Source organism: Janthinobacterium leeuwenhoeki (assembly GCF_051380795.1).
Taxonomy (GTDB): domain Bacteria; phylum Pseudomonadota; class Gammaproteobacteria; order Burkholderiales; family Burkholderiaceae_D; genus Janthinobacterium.
The window spans coordinates 24,931-43,530 of the sequence record NZ_JBNYXT010000035.1 but is presented as its reverse complement, the minus strand read 5'-3'; the positions used below and the strand labels follow the sequence as shown (position 1 = coordinate 43,530).

The window sequence follows — 18,600 nt, the reverse complement described above, 5'->3', positions numbered from 1 at the left end:
CCCAATTTTATTGACGCTTGCTTTGCATTAACTTATGCTACTACGAGTAGCAAATAAAGCAACTAAAAATTATTGCAAAAAAATAGTTGCTTTAGTAGAAATAAATTACTGCCGGTGAAAGTATTAATCTGTTTTCCATTTAACAATAGTTATGGGGAGATAAATGCGATGTCTGACGTCTTTGTAGGCCAAATCATGATGGCGGGTTTTGGCTTCACACCAAGAGGATTTGCGGCTTGTAGCGGTCAAATCATGGCCATCCAGCAAAATACCGCTCTGTATTCCCTGCTGGGCACGCAGTACGGCGGGAACGGGCAAACAACCTTTGCCTTGCCCGACTTGCGCGGTCGCGCGCCTTTCGGTTCAGGAGCCTCTGCCGACGGGAACTGGCAACCAGCCCCTCTCGTTCAGGGCACACCGACCGGTTCGGAAACTGTCACCTTGCTAGCCACCCAGCTTCCAATGCACAACCATGCGGCCAGCGCACTGACGGCTGCGGGGGCGGTCAAGAATCCCGCTGGCGCACTGTATGCCAGCAGCGGGGCCGAATCAATTTATGCCGCAGCATCAGGGCAGCAAGTGGCGCTGGCGCAGCAGACGCTGGGCAGCGTTGGCGGCAATGGCCCGCATAACAATATGCAGCCTTTCCGCGTCATCAATTTCAACATTGCCTTGAGTGGTGTTTATCCATCGCGCAACTAAACCGCATCCCACCTTGTTAACGGAGTACATCCATGTCCCAATGTTATGTAGGTGAAATTCGCCAGTTTGCCTTTCCACGCATACCCACTGGGTGGTTTGCCTGCGACGGCAGCCTGAAACCCATCTCTGAATATGAAGTGTTGTTCATGTTGCTCGGCACCACCTATGGTGGCGATGGTCAGAACACTTTTGGCGTGCCGGATTTGCGCGGCCGGTTGCCTTTGCACCAGGGGCAAGGACCGGGTCTCACCGCGCGCATAATCGGCGAAACCGGGGGCAGCGAACAAGTCACCCTGACAACAGCCCAGATTCCTCAACATACTCACACCTATTTCGCCACCAACGCCACTGCCACTGCCGCAACGCCAGGGCCGACGCTGGTGCTGGGGGCTGCCACCAACAGCGACAATATGTACGCGACCAGTGCGACAGGGGCCACGCCGACGGTGCTGTCGGACGTCGCCTGCGGCCTGCGTGGTAACAACCTTCCGCATGACAACGCCATGCCAACGTTGGCCGTGTCATTTTGCATTGCCTATGAAGGGGTCTACCCTACGCAACAGTAATGACGGCAGTCCATCCGACTTCACAGGAGAACAATCGTGGCATCACCTTTCATCGGCGAGATTCAGATCTTCGGTTTCAATTTTCCACCATCAGGCTGGGCGCTGTGCAACGGCGCCACCTTGCCACTGCAGCAGTACACCACGCTATTTGCACTGATTGGCACCACCTACGGTGGCAATGGCACGAGCACCTTCCAACTCCCCAATATCGTCGGGCGCTCCGCCTGCAGCCAAGGTACGGGACCAGGCTTGGCAGCACGTGACATTGGCGCACCCTTTGGCAGCGCTGGCGTGTCGCTGACCACGGATCAACTGCCGTCGCACCGGCATGGCATGACGGTCAACCGCCAGCCCACGGCCAGTCTGCAAAGCAATGCTCCGTTAACAAACGCACTGCTGTTGGCACCAAGCAAGACGGCGGCCATGACGGTTTCCGTGACGCCCGATACCACGCTGGCACCCAATGCCATTGGCATGAGCGGTGGCAGCCAGTCACACGAAAACCGCCAACCCTTGCTGGCATTAAACTATTGCATAGCACTGCAGGGGGAATTTCCCCGTTTCGATTGAACGCAACGGGATGGGGAGCGAGGCAGGCGCACAGCCTGCCTCGCCGCTGAGCGCGCCAGCAACTGGCGCGCACGCCTAATTGAACACGGCCTGGTACAGGAAGCCCTGGTTGTCGCGCGCCACCGGCACCAGGAAAATCCCCACTTCACCGAAAGCATCATGCTGCAGCTGGAAAATTTTCTGGTTGAAGAGAATGGCGGATGAGTTACGAAAAAGCAAGCTGAACGGCGAACGCAGCATCCCCTGCAAGGTCGCTGCCGGCAGTGGTCTCGCCTCCACCAGGACGAACGGCGCATTGCCGTCACTGACCGAGACAAACGTTTCATTCAGGCGCGGCGCAAAATGCTCGAGGGTCAGTATATCCATGGTGCGCTTCCGTTTTGGTAGATACAGGACAGTGACTTATTCTAAATGAATCATTGTTTCATTGAAACTCTTTTAATGCGGAATTTGCCAGCGGGTACTGCGCATCGACAGCACCCGCCGGCATTACCGCTTACTGCATGGCTGCCTCCAGCCCCGGTGCAAACTCGGCGCCATGCTTGATCTGCGCGGTGGACGCCTTCAGAGTGGCGCCGATCGGCTCTGCACGGCCAGCCAGGCATTGTCCCAGGAAGTTTTCCGTCACCGCATTGAAGGCGATGTTGTTCACGGGCCGGGCAAAGCCATGGCCCTCGTCAGGGAACAGCACATACGTGACGGGAATGTTCTTGGCCGCCATGGCCGCCACGATCTGGTCCGATTCAGCCACGTTGACGCGCGGGTCGTTCGCGCCCTGGCCGATCAGCAGCGGGCGCTGGATGTTCTGCGCGAAATTCAGCGGCGAACGCTCCTTCAACAGCGCCTTGCCCTCCTCCGTGGTCGGGTCGCCCATGCGCTTGTAGAACTGCTGCTTGCCCGCTTCCCAGTACGGCGGGATGGTTTGCAGCAAGGTGAACAGGTTCGACGGGCCGACGATATCGACGCCGCAGGCAAACGTGGTCGGCGTGAACGCCATGCCGGCCAGAGTGGCATAGCCCCCATACGAGCCGCCCATGATGGCCACCTTGTCGGCCGTGGTCACGCCGCTCGTCACGGCCCATTGCACCGCGTCGAGCAAGTCGTCATGCATCTTGCGGCCCCACTGCAGGTCGCCGGCCGAGATGAATTGCTTGCCGAAGCCCGTCGAGCCGCGGAAGTTCACCGACAGCACGGCGTAGCCGCGGTTGGCCAGCCACTGGTGATAGCCATTGTAGCCATACGTATCGCGCGCCCACGGGCCGCCGTGCACCAGCAGCACCATCGGCACCGCCTGCGATGGCGCGCCGCCGGCGCTCGCCTTCGATGCCTGCGGCAAGGTCAGATAGGACACCAGGTTCAGGCCGTCGCGCGCCTTGATTTGCTGCGGATACATGGGCACCAGCGGCGCGCCTTCCAGTTCCGGACGCGTCACGTAAAGCCGCGTGAGCTTTTTGGTCTTGCGCTCGTACAGCCAGCTCGATGGGGGCGCCGTGACGGCGTCGACTGCCACCAGCCATTTATCGTCGGCATCCGTGCGCGACGTCACCGTGAACTGGCCCTTCGTATTTTTCTTCAGGAAAGCCAGGTCGGCTTTCAGCTCGTCCGTCAGCGGCAGATATTCCTGCCGCAGATAATTGACGGTATAGGCCTGCACCCGGCCCGTGCGCGTGTCGTACAGGGCATCGGCGATATCCGTGCGCGGGTCTTGCGCCACCAGCGTGGTCTTGCCGCTGGCCACGTCCTGCGCCAGCAGCGCCGAAGTATTGCGGCCGCGCGAATCGGTCCAGTACAAGGTCTTGCCGTCGACCGTAAACGCCAGCGGCGCCGTGGTCTGGGCATCTTCCAGGCCGACTTCGGCCAGCGGCGTGCTCTCGACCTTGCCATCCTTCAAGCGGAAATACGTCATGCCGCCATCGGCGCGCGCCTTGCTGGCGATGCGCAAGTGCAGCAGTTCATCGGCGACAAAGCCGCCATAGCCATCGTTCTGCTGCACCAGGGTCAGCTTGCCGCTGGCCAGGTCCAGGCTGTACACGTCGTGCCAGCGCGCATCGCGGTTATTGATGCCGACAAGGATGCGCTCCTTCACCTTGCTGCTGATCTGGACTATCCGCACCCGCGTCTTCTCGAACGGCGTGTAATTGATCTGCTTGCCGCTCGCCACGTTCACGCCGTACAGCAGGAAGTTTTCATCGCCGCCCTTGTCCTGGATGAACAGCAGGGTTGTCGAATCAGGCGACCAGAAGCTGCTGCGGATGGGCCGCACCTTTTCGTCCGTCAGCGGGCGCGCCTGCGCCAAGTCGCTGGCCGGCGCCACCCACACATTGAGCACGCCATCGCGCGGCGCGATCCACGACAGCCACCGCCCATCGGGACTGAGCTTGCCACCGGACTTGCTGGGATTACCAAACAGCTTGGCCCGCTCGATCAGCGGCGTTTCCTTGACAGGGACTTGCGCGTGCGCCGGCAGTGCGCTGGCGAACAACAGGACAGGCAGGACATAGCGAATCATGGATACCTCATGGTTGATGAATGAAGGGAAACTTCACACGTGCATGTGCCAGCAAATCATAGGCCAAAATAGTATTGCCAGGTTGACTACGCGACAGGGGACGGAAATCGGGGGACAGGATGATGGAAAGAGGGGATGAAAGGAAGAGCGGATGATGCATGCCGTCATGGCGACGTCGCGCAAAAAGAAAAAGGCCAATCCGAAGATTGGCCTAAGTCCTTGATTCTTATGGTCGGGACGGGAAGATTCGAACTTCCGACCCCATGCACCCCATGCATGTACGCTACCAGGCTGCGCTACGCCCCGACGAGGTGGGAATTATAGCAGAGGCTTTTAGGTTTTTGCCATGCTTTGCGCATGACTCATAGTGAACTGCGCAAACTTTTTTTCAGCCTGGGGGCAGGCGTCCTATTCGCCCAGCAGCAATGCCGTCAAGACAATGCGGAAACCGGCGATCAGGGGTTCGACCTTGACCTCGGGATTATGCACCAGCCGCACGGGCAAGCCCTGATACATGGCGATCATGGTATTCAGGCGGCCTTCCAGCATCTCTTCGTCAGCCGGCAAGCCACGCTTGATGCGCGCATCCTTGATAATGGAGAGAAGCAGTTGGCGCGAGCGCTGGTCCGCACAGTGCAACATTTGCGCGATGGCGGGGTTGCGCGAAGCCTCGGCAAAAATTTCCAGTGGCATCACCCAGGTTTTCGGGTCCAGGCTTTCCAGCACATGCTCGCCAGCATTGTCGACCACGGCCTGCAGCGGGTCTTCGCGCTGCGCCAGGTCTTGCATCAGGTTGGTGACCCGCTCCATGTTCTTCATGACGAAGGCGGCGATGATGGCATCCTTGCTGTCAAAATAATTATAGATGTGGCCCGCGCTCATGCCGGCCGCCTTGGATATCTCGGCCATGCTGGCGCCGTGGAAACCGCGGCGGCTGAAACAGCTTTCGGCCGCATCGAGCACCTGCTTGCGCCGCGTGTTGGCGCGTTCGGGATCCGGATGCTTCTTTTCAACTTGGTTCATGATTTTCCAGTAGCGCGCCGGCCCTGCCCTTGCGGGCAAGGCCGGCCTCGGCGTCCCCGTGATTATTGGACGCTGCCAGCCGCCGCAACGGCTGTCTGCTCAGGCTGCCAACCGCCGCCCAGTACCTTGTACAAGGTCACCAGGTTGGTCGATTTGGCCAGGCGCGCCGTGATCAGGCTTTGCTGCGCCGTGTACAGCGCGCGCTGGGCCACCAGGGCGTTCAGGTAGGACTCGGCGCCCTGCTTGTAGCGCGCGTCATGGATGGTGTAGCTCTTCGTCGACGCCTCGACCAGCGAGACCTGCGACTGCAGGCGCTCGTCGATGGTGCCGCGCTGGGCCAGCGCATCGGACACTTCACGGAAGGCGACCTGGATCGCCTTTTCGTATTGCGCCACGGAAATTTCACGCTGCACCTTGGCGATATCGAGATTGGCGCGGTTCACGCCGCCATCGAAGATCGGCAAGCTGATCTGCGGAATGAAGCTCCACGTGCCGCTGCCCGCCTTGAACAGACCCGACAGGTTGTCGCTCAGCGAACCGGCCGTGGCCGTCAGCGAAATGCGCGGGAAGAAGGCCGCGCGCGCGGCGCCGATGTTGGCGTTGGCAGCGCGCAGGGTGCGCTCGGCCGCCAACACGTCGGGACGGCGTTGCAACACATCCGACGGCAAGCCGGACGGAATGTCCGCCAGCGCCGTCACGGCGCCGAACTCGGCTGGCGGCAGCAAGTCGGCCGGCACGGGGCCGCCCACCAGCAAGACCAGCGCGTTTTGATCCAGCGCCACCTGGCTCGTGAAGACCGCCACGTCGGAACGGGCCGACTCGACACTGGTCTGGGCATCGTACTTGTCCAGGCCGGAAGTCGCACCGGCACTGAAGCGGCGTACGGCCAGGTCATACGACGACTGCTGGCTCTTCAAGGTATCTTGCGCCACGCGCAGGCGCTGCTGGTCGGCCACCAGGTTCAGATAGGTGCTGGCCACTTCGGCCACCAGACTGATCTGCTGCGCACGGCGTGCTTCTTCCGTGCCCAGGTATTGTTCCAGCGCGCTGTCGGACAGGCTGCGCACGCGGCCGAAGAAGTCCAGCTCGTAGGCCGACACGCCCAGGTTCGCCGTGTACTGGCGGTTGATGGACGCTTCGCCGTTGGCGCTGGCATTCTTCGGCACGCGGCTGGCCGACTGGCCGCCGGAAGCCGACAGGGTCGGGATCAGGGAGGCGCGTTCGATGCCGTACGTGGCGCGCGCCTTCTCGATGTTCAGGATAGAAACGCGCAGGTCGCGGTTGTTGGCCAGCGCCAATTCCAGTACCTGGCGCAGGCGCGCATCGGCAAAGAACTCGCGCCAGGCGACGTCCGCCACCGGCTTGGCGTCGGCGGCGGCCGTGTCGGCCTTGTAGGAAGGACCGGTCGGCCACGCCGTCGGCGCCGGCGCTGCCGGACGCTCATACGTAGGGGCCAGGCTGCAACCGGCCAGCAGGGCCAGTGCCGCCATGGAGAGTAGCGTTTTTTTCATATTAATGTGCATCCTTGGAAAGCGTGACGGCTGGCGAGCCAGGCGTCGCCGGCGTGGCTGGCGCGTCCGGCTTCGAGAAGAAGCCGCGCACCAGCACGAAGAACACCGGCACGAAGAAGATACCGAGGAAGGTGGCCGTCAACATGCCGCCCAGCACGCCGATACCGATGGCGTTCTGGCTGCCGGAACCGGCGCCGCTGGAAATGGCCAGTGGCAACACGCCCAGGCCGAAGGCAATCGAGGTCATCAGAATCGGACGCAGACGCAGACGCACCGCATGCAAGGTCGCGTCCAGCAGCGACATGCCCGATTCCTGCATTTCCTTGGCAAACTCGACGATCAGAATCGCATTCTTCGCCGACAGGCCCACCACCGTGAGCAAGCCCACCTGGAAGTACACGTCGTTCGACAGGCCGAACATCCACGTACCGAGCACGGCGCCGATCACGCCCAGCGGTACCACCAGCAGCACGGAGAATGGAATCGACCAGCTTTCATACAGCGCGGCCAGACACAGGAACACGATCAGCAGGGACAGCGCGTACAGCTGCGGCGTTTGCGAACCGGATTCGCGCTCTTCCAGCGACACGCCGGTCCAGCTGAAGCCGATGCCAGGCGGCAGCTTGGCGACCATCTCTTCCATCGCGTTCATGGCGGCACCCGTGCTTTGGCCCGGCGCCGGCGTACCCAGGATCTCTACCGACGGCAAGCCGTTGTAGCGTTCCAGGCGTGGCGACGCGTAAATCCACTTGCCGGTGGCGAAGGCCGAGAACGGCACCATCTGACCAGCGGTATTGCGCACGAACCACTTGTTCAAGTCTTCGGGCAGCATGCGCGAACTGGCGTCACCCTGGATGAACACTTTCTTCACGCGGCCACGGTCGAGGAAGTCGTTCACATACGAACTACCCCAGCCGACGCTCAGCACGCGGTTGATTTCCGAGATCTGCAAGCCCAGCGCGGTGGCTTTCTGCTGGTCGATGTCGATCTTGTACTGCGGCGTATCTTCCTGGCCATTCGGGCGCACGCCCACCATGGCCGGATTCTGCGACGCCATGCCCAGCAGCTGGTTACGCGCCGCCATCAGGGCGTCATGGCCGACACCGCCGATATCTTGCAGTTGCATGTCGAAACCGGTGGCGTTACCCAATTCCAGCACGGCAGGTGGTGCAAACGTAAATACCATCGCATCCTTGATCTGCAACAACTTGCCCATGGCGCGACCGGCCACGGCCGGCGCTTTTTGCGCCACGTCCGTGCGCAGCGACCAGTCTTTCAGGCGCACGAAGGCGATACCCGTGTTCTGGCCGTTACCGCCGAAGCTGAAACCGGCCACGGCAAACACGGAAGCGACGTTGTCTTTCTCGCTGTTCATGAAGTGGTCTTCGACCTGCTCGATCACTTTCAGGGTGCGCTCTTGCGTGGCGCCCGTCGGCAATTGAATCTGCGTAAACAGGATGCCCTGGTCTTCTTCCGGCAGGAAGGAGGTGGGCAAGCGCATGAAGACGAATACCAGGCCGGCCAGCAAGATGACATACAACAGCATCGAACGGGCGCGGTGGCGGATCATGCTGCCGACCAGGCCCTGGTACTTGTTGCTGCTGCTGTCGAAGCTGCGGTTGAACCAGCCGAAGAAGCCCTTGTTCGTCGCGTGATGGCCTTTTTCGACCGGTTTCAGCAGGGTGGCGCACAAGGCTGGCGTAAACACCAGCGCAACGATGACGGACAGCACCATCGACGAGACGATGGTGATCGAGAACTGGCGGTAAATTACGCCCGTCGAGCCGCCGAAGAAGGCCATCGGCACGAACACGGCCGACAGCACCATGGCGATACCGACCAGCGCGCCCGTGATCTGCGTCATGGACTTGCGTGTCGCTTCCAGCGGCGACAAGCCCTCTTCGCTCATCACGCGCTCGACGTTTTCCACCACCACGATGGCATCATCGACCAGCAGACCGATGGCCAGCACCATGGCGAACATGGTCAGCGTGTTGATCGAATAGCCAAACGCGTTCAGGATGCCGAAGGTACCCAGCAGCACGACCGGCACCGCCATGGTCGGGATCAGGGTGGCGCGGAAGTTTTGCAGGAACAGATACATCACCAGGAACACCAGGATGACCGCTTCCACCAGCGTCTTGACCACTTCTTCGATGGACAGTTTCACGAACGGGGTGGTGTCGAATGCCACCTGGTAGCTCATGCCTTCAGGGAATTGCTTGCTCAGGTTACCCAGCATGGCTTTCGCCGCATTGGCCGTATCGAGGGCATTCGCGCCCGTCGCCAGCTTGATCGCCACGCCGGTGGCCGCATGGCCGTTGTAGCGGGCCACGGTGTTGTAGTTCTCGCGGCCCAGTTCCATGGTGGCCACGTCCTTCAGGTGCACCATGGCGCCGTCGGTCGTGGTTTTCAGCAAGATGGCACCGAACTGCTCCACCGTTTGCAAACGGCTTTGCGCCGACACGGTAGCGTTCAGCTGCTGGCCCTTGATGGACGGCGTGCCGCCCAGTTCGCCAGCCGACACTTCCGCATTCTGCGCCTGCACGGCCGTGATCACGTCCGCCGGGGTCAGGTTGAAACTTTGCAGCTTGGCCGGATTGAGCCAGATACGCATGGCGTACTGCGAACCGAACAGTGTCACATCGCCCACGCCGGCAACACGGCTGAGCGGATCGACGACGTTGGCGGCCACATAGTCGCTCAAGTCGGTCTGGTCCATCTTGCCGTTTTCGGAAATGAAGCCGAACACCATCAGGAAGTTCTTCGTCGCTTTCGACACGACGAGACCCTGTTGCGTGACAGCCGTCGGCAGCAGTGGCGTGGCCAGCTGCAGCTTGTTCTGTACCTGCACCTGGGCGATGTCGGGATTGGTGCCGCTGCTAAACGTCAGCGTGATGCTGATGCCGCCAGTGGCATCGCTCGACGAGGCCATATAGCGCAAGCCGTCGATACCCTTCATCTTTTGTTCGATGACCTGGGTGACAGCGTCTTCCACGGTCTTGGCGGAGGCGCCAGGGTAGGAGCCGCTGATCGAAATCGACGGCGGAGCAATGCTCGGGTACTGCGCGATCGGCAGGCTGAGGATCGAAATCACGCCGGCAAGCATGATGACGATCGCGACCACCCAGGCAAAAATCGGGCGGTCAATGAAAAAACGGGCCATTAATATTCTCCTGAATTAGTGGGCGCTGGCAGCCGATGCTGCGGCAGAAGCGGCAGCGGCAGGCGCGGCAGCAGCCTTGGCCGGCACGGCAACGGCTGGCGCGCCTGGCTTGACTTTTTGCAAGCCTTCCACAATCACGCGATCGCCTGCGGCCAGGCCGGACGTCACCAGCCAGTCAGTGCCGACGGTGCCACTGGTGGTCAGCACGCGTTGCTCGACCTTGTTTTCCTTGTTCAGGATCAAGGCGGTGGCCTGGCCCTTCTGGTTGCGCGTCACGCCCACTTGCGGCACGGTGATGGCTTTTTCATCGACACCCGTTTCCAGCTGGGCACGCACGTACATGCCTGGCAGCAATTCGCCTTTCGGGTTCGGGAACAGTGCGCGCAAGATTACGTTGCCGGTGGTCGGATCGACCGTCACGCCGGAAAATTGCAGCTTGCCCGCTTCGCTGTACTTGCTACCGTCCGGCAAGATCAGGTCGACCTTGGCCTGGCCTTCGCCCACTTTCTTCAGCGAACCGTCGGCCATCTGGCGTTTCAGGCGCAGCAGGTCGGTGCTCGACTGGGTCACGTCGACATAGATGGGATCGAGTTGCTGCACGGTGGTCAGGGCTTCGGCCTGGCCCGCCGTGACCAGCGCGCCGGCCGTCACGCTCGAGCGGCTGGTGCGGCCGCTGATCGGCGCCGTCACGGTGCTGTATTTCAAGTTGATATTCGCCGTTTCCAGCGCCGCGGTGGCGGACTCGACGTCTGCCTTGGCTTGCTCGAACGCGGCAAGGGCATCATCGTATTCCTGGCGGCTCACGCCTTCGATGGCCACCAGTTCCTTGTAGCGGGACGCTTTCGGGCCAGCCGTCAGCAGGTTGGCCTTGGCTTTCGACAGCGCGGCCTTGGCCGAGTTGTATGCCGCCTGATAGGTGGCCGGATCGATCTGATACAGGGCCGTGCCCGCTTTCACATCGCTACCCTCGACAAACAGGCGCTTCTGGATCAAGCCACCGACTTGCGGGCGCACATCGGCGACCTGATAGGCATTCGTGCGACCGGGCAGTTCGGCACTCATCGGCAACGCGGCCGGATTAACAGTAAATACGACCACCTGTGGCGCTTGCTGCGCGTGAGGTGCTTCCTGTTTTTTACTGCAGCCGGCCATGATTACAGTGGCGCACAGAACGGCAATAGCGCCGCTCGTACGCGGCGACGTCAAGGAAAAGGTTGGTTGCATCTTGGACTTTCTGAAAAAGAAACTGGCTAGTGTCGTTAGAAATGAGTAAATTTATTAACGCAGATCAAAGAATGAACGATCATTCTAAAATCGTCAAGCATCGTTACAATTGAAACATAGTAACTATCAAGCGAATTAAATTATCAATGATGCAATACAATGAAGACAGCGACAGCGTCGGCACGCCAGCCAGTTGAAACAGGAAGCGGGCGGGCGGCGGCAAAACGGTAATGCGGAAAGATGGATTGAGTGATTACTGTAGCAGGGTAATGCGTTTTTTGCTGAAGCCGTGATCGCGCACGCAAGACTGTCCACGCGCTCACACCCGGCCATCATGAATATTTACTAATGGTATCGAAAAGACATGCCGCAGCCGACGCGCTACTATATTGGCCACAGCGTGGCAAAGCGGGGCGCAACGATGACAGCACAGGCGCAAGAAACGATGCAACACGTGGCGCAGGCGCCCTGACGGGCTGGGTGCGGCTACGCGGACGACATAGGGAAAATAGCGTTCACTTCCACTTGCCGCGCAATTCCTGCACCCTTTGCTGCAGCAGTTCCGGCGTGGCGGCCTCGGGCGCCACAGGCATGCCCACGGCCAGCGACAGACGCGAGCGCAAGCCCGCCTTGAAGGCGCGCTCGAACAAGTGGCCATTGCGATGACTCAACAGATGGCCCCACAAGCCGCGCAGCGCCAGCGGAATCACCGGCACCTTGCTGCGCTCGACGATCTTGGCGATGCCGCCCTTGAATTCACTGATCTGGCCCGTGCGCGTCAGCTTGCCTTCCGGGAAAATGCACACCAGTTCGCCTTCATGCAGCGCTTGCGCAATGTCAATAAATGCCTTTTCCATGAGGAAAGGATCTTCCTTGGCCGGCGCGATGGGGATGGCCTTCGCCGTGCGGAAAATCCAGCCCATCAGCGGCATCTTGAATATGCGGTGGTCCATGACGAAGCGGATGGGGCGCGGGCTGGCCGCCATGATGACGATGGCGTCCACATAGCTGACGTGGTTGCATACCAGCACGGCCGCGCCTTCCGTGGGGATGCGCTCGCCATCGACCACTTTGACCCTGTGCACGGTCTGGATGAGTATCCACGCCAGGAAGCGCATGAGGAATTCCGGCACCAGCGAGAAGATGTAGGCGGCCACCAGCGCGTTCAGGATGGCCGTGACGAGGAACAGCTGCGGGATCGTAAACCCTCGTCCCAGCAGCACGATGGCGACGCCGGCCGCCGCCACCATGAACAGTGCATTGAGGATATTCATGCCGGCGATGGTGCGCGAAATGTGTTTCGGGTCGCAGCGCGTCTGGATCAGGGCGAACAGGGGCACGATGAAAAAGCCGCCGAAGACGCCGATCATGACGATGTCGATCAAAATGCGCGGCACGCCCGCCTGGCTGACAAACGCCAGCGCATCGACCACTTGCGTATTCGCATACGCATTGCTGGCGAAATACAGGTCAATGCCGAACAGCGACAGGCCGATGGAGCCGAACGGCACCAGGCCGATTTCGATCTTGTGGCCGGACAGGCGCTCGCACAGCAGCGAGCCCGTGCCGATGCCGACGGAAAACACGGTCAGCAGCAATACGAACACGCTATGGTCGCCATGCAGGAAATCTTTCGAGTACACGGGGAACTGGGCCAGGATCAGGGCGCCATAGAACCAGAACCAGGAATTGCCCAGCATGGCCAGGAAGACGGGACGGTTCTTGCGCGAAAAATTCAGGTTGCGAAACGATTCGGCAACAAAATTCAGGCTCACCTTCAAGTCCGGCTCCGGCGCCGGCGTGCGCGGCACGCGGTAGCTGGCGATCAGGCCGAACACGGCCACGGCAATCGTCGCGCCGGCCACCAGTTCCACGCCCAGCGGCTTGTGCACGATCAGCACGGCGCCCAGGATTTCACCCAGCAGGATGCCGACGAAGGTGCCCATCTCGATCAGGCCATTGCCGCCAACCAATTCTTCCGGTTTCAGCTGCTGCGGCAGATACGCATACTTGACGGGACCGAACAGGGTCGAATGCACGCCCATGCCGACGACGGCCGCCACCAGCAGCCATAGCGTATGCGTCATCCAGCCGGCGGCGGCCACGGCCATGATGGCCAGTTCCATCCATTTGACGAAACGCGCCAGGCCCGCCTTTTCGAATTTGTCGGCCAGCTGGCCCGCCGTGGCCGAGAACACCACGTAGGGCAGGATGAACAGGCCGGGAATCAGGTTGGTGATGGTGGACGGGTCTAGCGTCGTCCAGCTCAGCGCGTCATAGGCGAGAATCACCATCAGGGCCGTCTTGAACAGATTGTCGTTGAAGGCGCCAAAGAACTGGGTCCAGAAGAAGGGCCCGAAACGGCGCTGCGACAATAAGGAAAACTGGCTGCTTTGACTCATGGCATGGGGAACTGGCAATTAAGGAATTGCTAAAATACAGCACTATCTTGCGCACGACAATCTGAATGTCGTCATCTTGCTTGGCGTCAATACCGAAAGCAGCATGCCACGTCATGCTGGCCTTGCCGCCGCACGCGCTTCCTGGCACTTACTCTAACGCAACAGAAATCGCTTGTTTCTTGATAATAAGGTAATGTGCGCATAGCGCTGGCGCCCCTGCCCGCCCTTCCCGGAAAGCTGCCACCATGTTTGGAATGACATCACTGACCATCCTGGCCTTGCTGGTCACCGCCTTCGTGCTGGTGCTGCAGCACCGCCGAAAGGTGGCGGATCTGGAATTGCTGACGGCGCGCTTGCGCAAGGAAGTCGACAGCATCCACAAGCGCCTGCAAACGCTGGAAGGCCAGGCCGAAACGCCGGCCGAAGCGACCGTCGCGCCCATCGCGCCCGCCGTGCCCGAGAGCGTGGCGCCATTCGCAGTGCCGACACCCTTGCCACCGCCCACACCCGTGCCGCAAGCGGCCGCGATCAAGGTCGCCGAGCTGGCAAAGGTGGCGCCAGCAGCAGTTCCCGCACCTGCCGCACCCGTGCCGCCGAAACCAGCTGCGCCGGCTCCCGCCAAGCCAGCCCCTGCCGTCTCCAACACACCCTCCTGGATCGCGCGCCCGGACGGTCTCGTTGCCAAGGCGAAGAACTGGCTGTTTACCGGCAACCTGGTTGCCAAGCTGGGCTTGCTGATCCTCTTCCTCGGCGTCAGCTTCCTGCTGAAATTTGTGTCGGCGCAGGTCACGCTGCCGATCGAACTGCGCCTGGCCGCCATCGTGCTGGCCGACATTGCCCTGCTGGCTTGGGCTTGGCGCATCCGCATCAAACGTCCCGGCATCAGCTTGCCACTGCAGGGCACGGCGCTGGCGATATTGATGCTGGTGACGTTCGGCGCCTTCCGCCTGTATGAACTGATCCCGGCCGGCCTGGCGTTTGCCGTGCTGTTCGTGCTGACGGCGTTTACGTGTTTGCTGGCAGTGCTGCAAAACGCCGTCTGGCTGGCCGTCTTCGGTATCGTCGGCGGCTTTGCCGTGCCCCTGCTCGTGTCGACGGGCAGCGGCAACCATATCGGCCTATTCAGCTATTACGCCCTGCTCAATGCGGGCGTCTTCGCCATCGCCCTGAAGCGCGCCTGGCGCGTCCTGAATGTGCTGAGCTTTGGCTTCACCTTTGTCGTCGCCACCACCTGGGGCCTGCTGCGCTACACGCCCGAGCACTACCTGTCGACGCAACTGTTTTTGATCCTGTTCGTGCTGTTCTATATCGGCATTGCGATCGCCTACTGCGCGCGCCAGGCGCCGCGCCTGAAACACTATGTGGATGGCACCCTCGTCTTCGGCACGCCGCTGGCGGCCATGGGCTTGCAATACGGCCTGGTCCAGCACTTTCACTTTGGCCTGGCGTTTTCCGCGCTGATTGCCGGCCTGGGCTATACGGGACTGGCCGTGGCACTCTGGCGCAGGAACGGTTTCCGCCTGCTGGCCGAAGCCTTCCTGGCCCTGGGCATCGTGTTTGGCACGCTGGCCATCCCGTTCGCCCTCGACGGCCGCTGGACGTCCGCCGCCTGGGCGCTGGAAGGCGCGGGCATCGTCTGGGTCGGCTTGCGCCAGCGCCAGACCCTGGCCTGGGCTTTCGGCCTGCTGGTGCAGGCAGCGGCCTGGATTGCCTTCCTCATCGCCATGCAGGAACTCGATACGGCCGCGGCCCTGCACGCCAACATCTGGCTCGGCTGCGCGCTGCTGGCCGCCGCCGCGCTGGTGATGGCCTACAACTTCCGCCGCCACGCCAGCCACTTGCATCCGGAGTTCATGAGCAGCCTGTCCGTGCTGTTCCTGAGCGCCGCCACGGCCTGGCTGCTGGGCGGCATCTGGAGCGAAATCCTGCTGCGCACGGATGCCGTCACGCAACTGAACCTGCTGACCGTCAGCGCGCTGGCAGTGGCAGCCCTGCTGGCGGCGCTGGCGCAGCGCGAACCATGGCATGCGCCGCGCGCCCTGCTGCTGGCCGTGCAGGTGCTGGCCGGCATGGTCATGCTCAGCCGCGCCAGCTGGGCCTGGGACCAGCACCCGGCCAGCCTGTTCGACGGTTCCTTCCTCAGCGCGCTGCTGCTGGGCGCTGCCGCCTTTGCCAGCGCCCGTTTCCTGGCGCTGCGTGCGCGCGGCGGCGACGCGCTGCTGGCCCTGGTAGCGCGCCCGCTGCTGGTCTGGAGTGGCTTGCTGTGGTTTGCCGCCATCCTCGTGCCGCTCGTCAGCTGGCTGCTGCGCCTGATCGACGGCGATTTGAGCATGCAGCCGCATGCAGGCGAACACTGGCTGGCGCTGTACCTGATCGCCGTATGCGTCACGACGCCCGTGTTCGCCATCCTGGCGCGGCGCCTCGACTGGCCGCAGCTGCGCTGGTTCAGCGTGGCTGCCTGGCTCGGTTTGGGCTTGTGGAGCGCCAACCTGCTGCTGGCGCTGTATCTGCGCGATTACCTGCCGAGCGGCTTGAGCTGGCTGGCGCTGGCCGGCGCCCTGGCGGCCGGCGAATACCTGCTGCTGGCCTGGCCACAAGCTGGCTGGCAACTCGACGTGCGTGCGCAGCGTCTGCTGCACACGCTGCGCACGGCCGCGCCATGGCTGATGCTGTGGCCCGTGGGCGCCATGCAGGTCGGCGCCTGGCTGGCGCGCCACGAAGCCAGCGTCAGCCCCGCCTGGGCCCGCTACTTGCCGGCCTGGGCCATGATGCTGGCACTGGCCTGGCTGATCCGCCGCTGCCGCGCGGGCGCCTGGCCGGTGGCGCCGATTGCAGCATGGTACCAGCGCACCCTGATACCACTGGGCGCGCTCTGGTCGCTGCTGCTGATTGCCGCCTGGAATATCTTTAACGACGGCGCCATGGCACCGCTACCCTATTTGCCGCTGCTCAATCCGCTGGACTTGAGCACGGGCTTTGCCATCCTGCTGGGCATCGCCAGCTACCGCTTGCTGCCGGCGGGCCAGTTGCCGCTGCCGGCCCTGTGGCAGGCGCGCTTGCCCGTTGTGGCCGCCTGCTGCGTGTATGGCTGGTTCAACCTGATGCTGCTGCGCACGGTGTCGAACTACATGGGCGTGCCTTATACGCTGGAGGACATGATGGCCTCGCAATTCGTGCAAGCCATGCTGTCGCTGGTGTGGAGCGTCACGGCTCTGCTGCTGATGCGCCACGCGGCCCGCCAGCAGCGGCGCCAGCAATGGAGCATGGGCGCCGTGCTGCTGGGGCTGGTGGTAGCGAAACTGTTCCTGATCGACCTGTCGAACGTGGGCGGCATCGAACGCATCATCTCCTTTGTCGGTGTCGGCTTGCTGATGGTCTTGATCGGCTACCTGGCGCCCTTCCCCAAGGCTGCCGCGCCAGCGCCAGCCGAACCCCAACCGGGAGCAGCATGAAAACCTCACTCATGTTCGGCATCGTGTTGACGGCAGGCGCCGCGCTGGCAGCGCCTGGCCAGGAGCGGCCACAGGACTATCGCTGGAGCATCGCGTTGACGCCGCAGCCTGGTGCCGGCCTGAGCCGCATAAGCGTCCCCACCGACGTGTACCTGCATGCGCGCTCGGCCAGCCTGGCCGACGTGCGCCTGTTCGACAGTACCGGCAAGCCGCTGGCCTTCTCCCTGACGGCCCCGCCCGCGCAATCGCGCACGCAGCGCGACACGATTGCCATGCGCATCTTTCCCGTCACCGGCAAAAACATCGGCTACTACGAACTGGACAATGTGGATATCCGTACCGGCAATGACGGCCGCCTGCTGTCCGTCACGGCACGTGGGAGCAGTACGCCCGATGCGGCACCGGGCTTGCAGGGGCTGATCCTCGATGCGGGCGCGCCCGCCAAGGATGGCCGCATCGGCGCCCTGCATTTCACCTTGCCGCCAGGAACCGATAACTACCATGCGCAAGTACTGCTGGAGGTAAGCGACGACTTGAAACAATGGGATGCCATCGCCACCACCACCCTGAATTGGCTGCGCAACAGCGACACGCAAACCCTGACCAACGACCGCATCGAATTCGCGCCGCGTTCCTTCCGTTATGCGCGGCTGAGCTGGCAGTACGGCGATCCCATCACTTTCGCCGGCATCGCCGCGCAGCAGCTCAGTGTCACGGCCGTTGCCTTGCCGCGCGCCACCATCGCATTAAAAGGGACGCCAGGCAAGAGCGTCGACGAGCGCCTGTATGCGACGCCGATCGCTATTCCCGCCGACAGCATCGGCTTGCAGTTAGCTGAGGGCAACACGTCCATGCCTGTCACCCTGGGCGTGTATCACGCGGCAAGCGATGCGCCGCGCCAGCGCCTGCGCCTGCGCCCGCAAGCGCGCAGCACGCAGGCCGCCGACTTCGAACCACTGCTCAACACGACGTTCTATCGTATCAACATGGATGGCAAGGAACGGGTCTCCGGCGACTTGGCCATGCCCGTCGTGCAAACGGCGCAATGGGTGCTGCGGCCGCAATATCACAGCGGCACGAACCCGAACCTCAACTCCGTCTTGCGCCTGGGCTGGACACCGGCCAGCCTGATATTCCTGGCCAGCGGCAAGGGGCCGTATCAACTGGTCTTCGGCAGGAATGGCGCAACGCCGGCAGCGCTGCCGCTGTCGCAGGTCGCTCCCGGCTTCACGCAGGAGGAATTGCTGGCGCTGCCTGTCGCCACGGCGGCCAGGGTGGTGGCGCTGACCAGCGACGCCCCCATCGAGAAAACGCCGGACGGCGCAGGTTTGCGCCTGACCGCGCTGTGGGCCGCACTGTTGCTGGGCGTGGCCATGCTGGGCTTTTTTGCCTGGCGTTTGCTGTCGCAGATGAAGGAGGAACAAGGAAATACCGACAAGCAGGAACATTAGTCGCTTGAGCGCGGTACTCGCCGA

Annotated in this window: 12 protein-coding genes and 1 tRNA gene; 5 read left to right on the top strand and 8 right to left on the bottom strand. The window is 62.1% G+C overall.

The window, feature by feature from the left end:
• Positions 1-72 precede the first annotated feature (72 nt).
• Genes ACQ4WS_RS21395 through ACQ4WS_RS21385 form a run of 3 tightly spaced genes read left to right on the top strand, consistent with a single transcriptional unit; the run spans position 73 to position 1,838 of the window.
• Positions 73-702 (top strand): phage tail protein, encoded by a 630-nt coding sequence (locus tag ACQ4WS_RS21395; protein WP_436479035.1) that lies wholly within the window; start codon positions 73-75, stop codon positions 700-702.
• Positions 703-734: 32 nt separating this feature from the next.
• Positions 735-1,268, top strand: a complete 534-nt coding sequence (locus ACQ4WS_RS21390) for a phage tail protein (RefSeq protein WP_436479034.1) — start codon at positions 735-737, stop codon at positions 1,266-1,268.
• Between the two features lie 36 nt (positions 1,269-1,304).
• The gene (locus ACQ4WS_RS21385; RefSeq protein ID WP_436479033.1) at positions 1,305-1,838 is read left to right on the top strand and encodes a phage tail protein; all 534 of its coding nucleotides are present in this window, start codon (positions 1,305-1,307) and stop codon (positions 1,836-1,838) included.
• Positions 1,839-1,913: 75 nt separating this feature from the next.
• Here the strand turns inward: ACQ4WS_RS21385 and ACQ4WS_RS21380 are convergent, their stop codons facing one another.
• From ACQ4WS_RS21380 to ACQ4WS_RS21345, 8 genes are all read right to left on the bottom strand, one after another.
• Entirely contained in the window at positions 1,914-2,204 is a 291-nt protein-coding gene (locus ACQ4WS_RS21380) for a DUF6916 family protein (RefSeq protein WP_436479032.1), read from the bottom strand.
• 130 nt (positions 2,205-2,334) lie between these two features.
• Positions 2,335-4,347 carry a S9 family peptidase gene (locus ACQ4WS_RS21375; RefSeq protein ID WP_436479031.1) on the bottom strand — a complete coding sequence of 671 codons (2,013 nt, stop codon included), beginning with the start codon at positions 4,345-4,347 and terminating at the stop codon, positions 2,335-2,337.
• A gap of 229 nt (positions 4,348-4,576) precedes the next feature.
• A tRNA-Pro gene (locus tag ACQ4WS_RS21370) sits at positions 4,577-4,653 on the bottom strand.
• A gap of 102 nt (positions 4,654-4,755) precedes the next feature.
• Entirely contained in the window at positions 4,756-5,370 is a 615-nt protein-coding gene (locus ACQ4WS_RS21365; protein ID WP_436479030.1) for a TetR/AcrR family transcriptional regulator, read from the bottom strand.
• Between the two features lie 62 nt (positions 5,371-5,432).
• Positions 5,433-6,881 carry an AdeC/AdeK/OprM family multidrug efflux complex outer membrane factor gene (gene adeC, locus ACQ4WS_RS21360; protein ID WP_436479029.1) on the bottom strand — a complete coding sequence of 483 codons (1,449 nt, stop codon included), beginning with the start codon at positions 6,879-6,881 and terminating at the stop codon, positions 5,433-5,435.
• Between the two features lies 1 nt (position 6,882).
• Positions 6,883-10,047 (bottom strand): efflux RND transporter permease subunit, encoded by a 3,165-nt coding sequence (locus ACQ4WS_RS21355; protein ID WP_436479028.1) that lies wholly within the window; start codon positions 10,045-10,047, stop codon positions 6,883-6,885.
• Between the two features lie 15 nt (positions 10,048-10,062).
• On the bottom strand, positions 10,063-11,271 hold the full coding sequence (locus ACQ4WS_RS21350; protein ID WP_436479027.1) for an efflux RND transporter periplasmic adaptor subunit: 1,209 nt from the start codon (positions 11,269-11,271) through the stop codon (positions 10,063-10,065).
• Between the two features lie 515 nt (positions 11,272-11,786).
• On the bottom strand, positions 11,787-13,673 hold the full coding sequence (locus tag ACQ4WS_RS21345; protein ID WP_436479026.1) for an MFS transporter: 1,887 nt from the start codon (positions 13,671-13,673) through the stop codon (positions 11,787-11,789).
• A 254-nt stretch (positions 13,674-13,927) separates the two neighbouring features.
• Between ACQ4WS_RS21345 and ACQ4WS_RS21340 the strand changes: the two genes are divergently transcribed.
• Together ACQ4WS_RS21340 and ACQ4WS_RS21335 are read left to right on the top strand one after the other, a co-directional pair.
• The gene (locus tag ACQ4WS_RS21340; RefSeq protein ID WP_436479025.1) at positions 13,928-17,125 is read left to right on the top strand and encodes a DUF2339 domain-containing protein; all 3,198 of its coding nucleotides are present in this window, start codon (positions 13,928-13,930) and stop codon (positions 17,123-17,125) included.
• Positions 17,122-18,576: a DUF3999 family protein gene (locus tag ACQ4WS_RS21335; RefSeq protein WP_436479024.1), complete on the top strand. Its 1,455-nt coding sequence runs from the start codon at positions 17,122-17,124 to the stop codon at positions 18,574-18,576. The genes ACQ4WS_RS21340 and ACQ4WS_RS21335 overlap by 4 nt, the downstream gene beginning before the upstream one ends.
• The last annotated feature ends 24 nt before the right edge of the window (positions 18,577-18,600 follow it).

Coding starts and splice junctions, on each gene's coding strand:
- ACQ4WS_RS21345 (WP_436479026.1), bottom strand. CDS start 13,673: ATGAGTCAAAGCAGCCAGTTTTCCTTATTGTCGCAGCGCCGTTTCGGG.
- ACQ4WS_RS21380 (WP_436479032.1), bottom strand. CDS start 2,204: ATGGATATACTGACCCTCGAGCATTTTGCGCCGCGCCTGAATGAAACG.
- ACQ4WS_RS21365 (WP_436479030.1), bottom strand. CDS start 5,370: ATGAACCAAGTTGAAAAGAAGCATCCGGATCCCGAACGCGCCAACACG.
- ACQ4WS_RS21355 (WP_436479028.1), bottom strand. CDS start 10,047: ATGGCCCGTTTTTTCATTGACCGCCCGATTTTTGCCTGGGTGGTCGCG.
- adeC (WP_436479029.1), bottom strand. CDS start 6,881: ATGAAAAAAACGCTACTCTCCATGGCGGCACTGGCCCTGCTGGCCGGT.
- ACQ4WS_RS21340 (WP_436479025.1), top strand. CDS start 13,928: ATGACATCACTGACCATCCTGGCCTTGCTGGTCACCGCCTTCGTGCTG.
- ACQ4WS_RS21335 (WP_436479024.1), top strand. CDS start 17,122: ATGAAAACCTCACTCATGTTCGGCATCGTGTTGACGGCAGGCGCCGCG.
- ACQ4WS_RS21350 (WP_436479027.1), bottom strand. CDS start 11,271: ATGCAACCAACCTTTTCCTTGACGTCGCCGCGTACGAGCGGCGCTATT.
- ACQ4WS_RS21390 (WP_436479034.1), top strand. CDS start 735: ATGTCCCAATGTTATGTAGGTGAAATTCGCCAGTTTGCCTTTCCACGC.
- ACQ4WS_RS21375 (WP_436479031.1), bottom strand. CDS start 4,347: ATGATTCGCTATGTCCTGCCTGTCCTGTTGTTCGCCAGCGCACTGCCG.